The organism is Paenisporosarcina sp. P4_E4_2, from assembly GCF_056401595.1.
The window spans coordinates 1-4231 of sequence record NZ_JBFUJC010000271.1; the positions used below are offsets into that span (position 1 = coordinate 1).

Consider the following 4231-nt stretch of genomic DNA (forward strand, 5'->3'; position numbering starts at 1 on the left):
CATCTGGACCTGTTGAGCCTGCAGGATAAGAATATAAAGGCAACAGATCCTCCTGAAATGCTTCCAATAACGGTTGGATCCACTTCCATGATAATTCGACTTCTTTCCAATGGGAGAAGAAGGTTGCATTACCGAGCATTGCATCAAATAGAAGAAGTTCATATGCTTCCGGCTGACTTTCCGAATTGGTCGAGAAGTTAATCCATGCAGGTTCAAAACGATTACTAGAAGGATCTTTCATGTTCACCCGTAAAGAAATACTTTCGTTTGGACTAATCTCGAGGATTAATAAATTCGGAGTGATTCCTTGTAGCAAATCTGAATCTTTCATCTTGTTCTTAAACTCAATGACAATCCGTGTAGACTTCTCATTCATTCTTTTCCCAGTGCGTATATAAAAAGGTATTCCACTCCAAGATGGATTATCAATATATAAGCGAGCCGCGAAATAAGTATCATTTTTTGAGGAACCATCAACACCAGGCTCTTCTTTATAGCCATAAACTGGAGTACCTTGAATCTCTCCAAATTCGTACTGACCGCGGACAACATCCTGGTATGCATGTTCTTTCAGGATTGGTCGAAGAGATTCAATAATTTCCATCTTTTTCACTCGAATTTCTTCTGCCGTTATTTTCTCTGGAAGGTGAATGGCTGTCATCATAACTAACTGAAGAAGATGGTTCTGAACCATATCACGAATGGCTCCTGCTCGATCGTAATAATCAGCCCGAGTTTCAACCCCAACAGTTTCACTTGCTGTAATTTGGACATTCGAAATTTGTTTACGATCTAGTAATGATTTCAGTGCTGGATTGGCCAAAACTAAGGTTTCAAGATTTTGGACCATTGGTTTTCCTAGATAGTGATCAATTCTGTAGATTTCATCTTCGCTGAAAGTCTTGCTCAAGTTTTTATTTAATTGTCTTGCCGTCTCTAAATCACTTCCAAATGGTTTTTCCACTATGAGACGCTTCCATCCATTGTTTTGGCATATTCCACTTGAATTAAGAGTTGACGTAATAACATCAACCAGACTTGGGGCAACAGACAAATAGAATAGTCGGTTTTGTGGAATACCTAACTCATTTTCTCTGTTTTCAATGAGCTCGTTCAAATGTTGATAGGAATCTTTGTCTGTCGCATCAAATGAACAGTACCGAAATTTGGTTAAAAAATCTTGCAAACCAGATGGTTGTGTAGCTCTTCTAGAATAAGCTTGAAGCGCTTTTTCCACTTTGGACTGAAACTCTTCGTTTGAAAAATAGTTTCTGCCTAAAGCAACTATAGAAATGGTATCGGGTAATTTACCATCAAGGTGTAAATTATATAAAGCAGGAAATAATTTTCGTTGTGCTAAGTCTCCTGTTGCTCCAAATAAAACAAAGGTCATGTCTTGCATAAACCATTCTTCTTGGAAATCAAGTAAACGATCTTTCAGGTCAAATCCTTCTTCGAGATTATCGTTCCTCATATTCAATTACCTCCAACTTTTACAATCAGTATTTTGTTTAAACCATTACTGATAATCAGTTCTCAGTATACTAACTTCATCCGAATTATGTAAGTACGCACATTAAAAACAAATAGTGTATAAAAGTATACTTTAGTTTGCTCATAAAGGGAGGAATTAAGATACATAAGCGAAATTGAGTGAACAAAGAAACCTTCGAATTAACATCGTCCTCACTGCGTGGTCTTCCCAGTTCAGTTACGAATAACAACATCATTTAATAGATCCTATAGTAAAGCCATGTTTATAGAGAACAAAGCAGTTTCACTAGACAATTTCACAAATGACATGCGAGGATAGCTTTATAACTAGAAAATATATTGGATAGTGGAAAGGTTGATTATATATGAAAATGCATGATGTAACAGGTGCAATTTATGAAGGAATGACCGTGTACAAGAACAAACCGGAAAAACAACCAAAATTAAATACAATAACAAATGGATATGTGACTGARACACGGCTTGATTTCGACGTACATACAGGAACACATATCGATGCCCCACTACACATGGTCACTGATGGTGATACGTTTGAAACGATTCCATTAGACAATCTTGTAGGACAGTGTAAAGTATTCGATTTAACTGAAGTGGAAAATGGAGTTTCAAAAGCGGACTTAGAAGGGTTTGACATTCAAAAGGGCGATTTTGTTTTATTAAAAACGAAAAATTCATTTGAGGAAACATTTAATTTTGATTTTATTTTCCTCGCACAAGATGGTGCAGAATATCTTTCTGAGGTAGGTATTCGAGGGATTGGAATTGATGCACTTGGAATCGAAAGAAGCCAAGAAGGGCATCCAACGCATAAAACGTTATTTGCAAATAACATCATTATAATAGAAGGACTTCGCTTAAAGGAAATTGAGCAAGGACAATATTTTATGGTGGCAGCACCATTAAAATTAATGGGTACAGACGCTTCACCTGCAAGAGTGTTGCTATTTGAAGGGCTAAGCTAAACTTCTCTGTTTTTAACCATTTTGAAATTTATTATTAAGTCTAGATTCGATGTATGAATGTAGTAAAGATTATAAAAGGCTTTTCACCAGTTTACTGAACTAGTGGATGGCCTTTTCTTCCGTGGTGAAACTATATAAGGGAGTGAAGCATAGGGATATTTGAATTAAAGTTAATTTTTTGTGCTATCATAAGGGTGAAATAGAATGCGTGTAGCCGTATAAACAGGCAATGTGACAGGAGGTTTATTGATGGATAATAATGATATTTTAATCAGACTAAGATATGCTCTGGACATAAAAAATAAAGATATGGTTGAGATATTTAAACTGGGTGGCATGGAATTTACAAAAGAAGAAGTGTTGCTGATTCTCACAAAATCTAAAGACGATTATTATGATGAAATTGATTATGATGATGACGAGAATGAAGAAAATATTAAATGTGATAATGTGATGATGGAGTCATTTTTAAATGGATTTGTTACGTTTAAAAGAGGAAAACAAGAGCCGAAACCGGGGCAACCTGAAAGACCTGCAATAACCAATGAAAGAGTGAATAACCTTCTTCTGAAGAAGTTGAAAATCGCACTTGAATTAACAAGTGAGGATATGCTCGACATATTAGAAAGCGCAGGCGTCACTGTAACAAAAGGCGAGTTAGGCGCTTTATTGAGAAAAGAAGGACACAAAAATTATAAAGAGTGCGGGGATAAATACGCCCGTAATTTCTTAAAAGGACTAGCTATTAAATATAGAGTGTAGGAATGGTAATAACCGAAAACGTTTATTTAGTGGATTCGAGGAAAAATCCACCTGAATATCAATCGTCTTTTTTGTTCTGCTCGGTTTCGACTTTATAAAATAGAATGATGTCTTAATAAATTAAATCAAATTGAAAAAATGGCTCTTGGACAATCCAAGGCCATTTTTTTGTGTTTTTTATTCAGGAATATCAGGAAGCTCACCTGATTTAGGAACAGTCAGTACGTGTTCTTCTACATAAGCCTTGAAGGAGCCAGAACCGAACTCCCGGCACATACCTGACTGTTTCACGCCGGCGGATATCGAAGCCGGGCAACACAAGTCGCATGCTCATGTTCGCCCCAGACGGATGACGTTTGGACATAGATGCTGTCATTCGCTTCGGCAATGACTTGCTCCTCGGAATCATACGGCAAGACCGGCACGACTGGACCGTACTGCTTCTCTACAACGACTGGATCCTTATAACCTGCTTCTAGAACGAGCATCGGCTGCATAAGTGTTTTATATCCTTTCAATAATCATAGAATCAACACAACTTACAGAAAACAGTAGCTGAAAATGCAATTTCAGCTGTTCTTGAACTATGATATAACGTTGTTGTTTATTTCTCATATTCGGATATTCATCATACACCGGAAAAATATCAAGCTGCTTTCATTGATTAACCAGGGTATGAAGAAAGGAATTTTTCGTGACTGATGGAAAAGATACTTTGATAATTTTTAATCGCATTAATTCTGTCTACTATGCTTGGATCTTCATCTAAATACATTTTCATTTGATGGATTTCTTCTTTATTTTTTTGATAATGATCGTTAATTTTATATTTCGCATTCTCGGTTAAAGTAATTATTTCTTCATTATTTTTATTAACAGGAATGAACACGTAGTATGTGTATTCTTCTCTAATTCCTAAATATTCGCCCGAAGAATCCTTAAAATATTTATATATCATTTTAAATCTCCTATTTTTTTGACATACATATAGT

5 protein-coding genes are annotated in these 4231 nt (G+C 36.0%); 2 read left to right on the forward strand and 3 right to left on the reverse strand.

The window, feature by feature from the left end; genetic code table 11:
• A partial coding sequence (zwf, locus tag AC1DSB_RS15185) for a glucose-6-phosphate dehydrogenase (RefSeq protein WP_477587025.1) occupies nucleotides 1-1402 on the reverse strand: 1402 nt, incomplete at its 3' end.
• Between the two features lie 457 nt (nucleotides 1403-1859).
• Here zwf and AC1DSB_RS15190 point away from each other — a divergent pair.
• Complete coding sequence (locus AC1DSB_RS15190; RefSeq protein ID WP_016429458.1) at nucleotides 1860-2477, forward strand: cyclase family protein; 618 nt, start codon at nucleotides 1860-1862, stop codon at nucleotides 2475-2477.
• A gap of 249 nt (nucleotides 2478-2726) precedes the next feature.
• On the forward strand, nucleotides 2727-3239 hold the full coding sequence (locus AC1DSB_RS15195; RefSeq protein WP_016429457.1) for a YehS family protein: 513 nt from the start codon (nucleotides 2727-2729) through the stop codon (nucleotides 3237-3239).
• A gap of 287 nt (nucleotides 3240-3526) precedes the next feature.
• Here AC1DSB_RS15195 and AC1DSB_RS15200 read toward each other — a convergent pair whose 3' ends face one another.
• Entirely contained in the window at nucleotides 3527-3736 is a 210-nt protein-coding gene (locus AC1DSB_RS15200) for an aldehyde dehydrogenase family protein (RefSeq protein ID WP_477532307.1), read from the reverse strand.
• A gap of 167 nt (nucleotides 3737-3903) precedes the next feature.
• Nucleotides 3904-4231: hypothetical protein (locus tag AC1DSB_RS15205; RefSeq protein WP_477587024.1), on the reverse strand; the 328-nt coding region annotated here is incomplete at its 5' end.

Coding starts and splice junctions, on each gene's coding strand:
- AC1DSB_RS15200 (WP_477532307.1), bottom strand. CDS start 3,736: ATGCAGCCGATGCTCGTTCTAGAAGCAGGTTATAAGGATCCAGTCGTT.
- AC1DSB_RS15195 (WP_016429457.1), top strand. CDS start 2,727: ATGGATAATAATGATATTTTAATCAGACTAAGATATGCTCTGGACATA.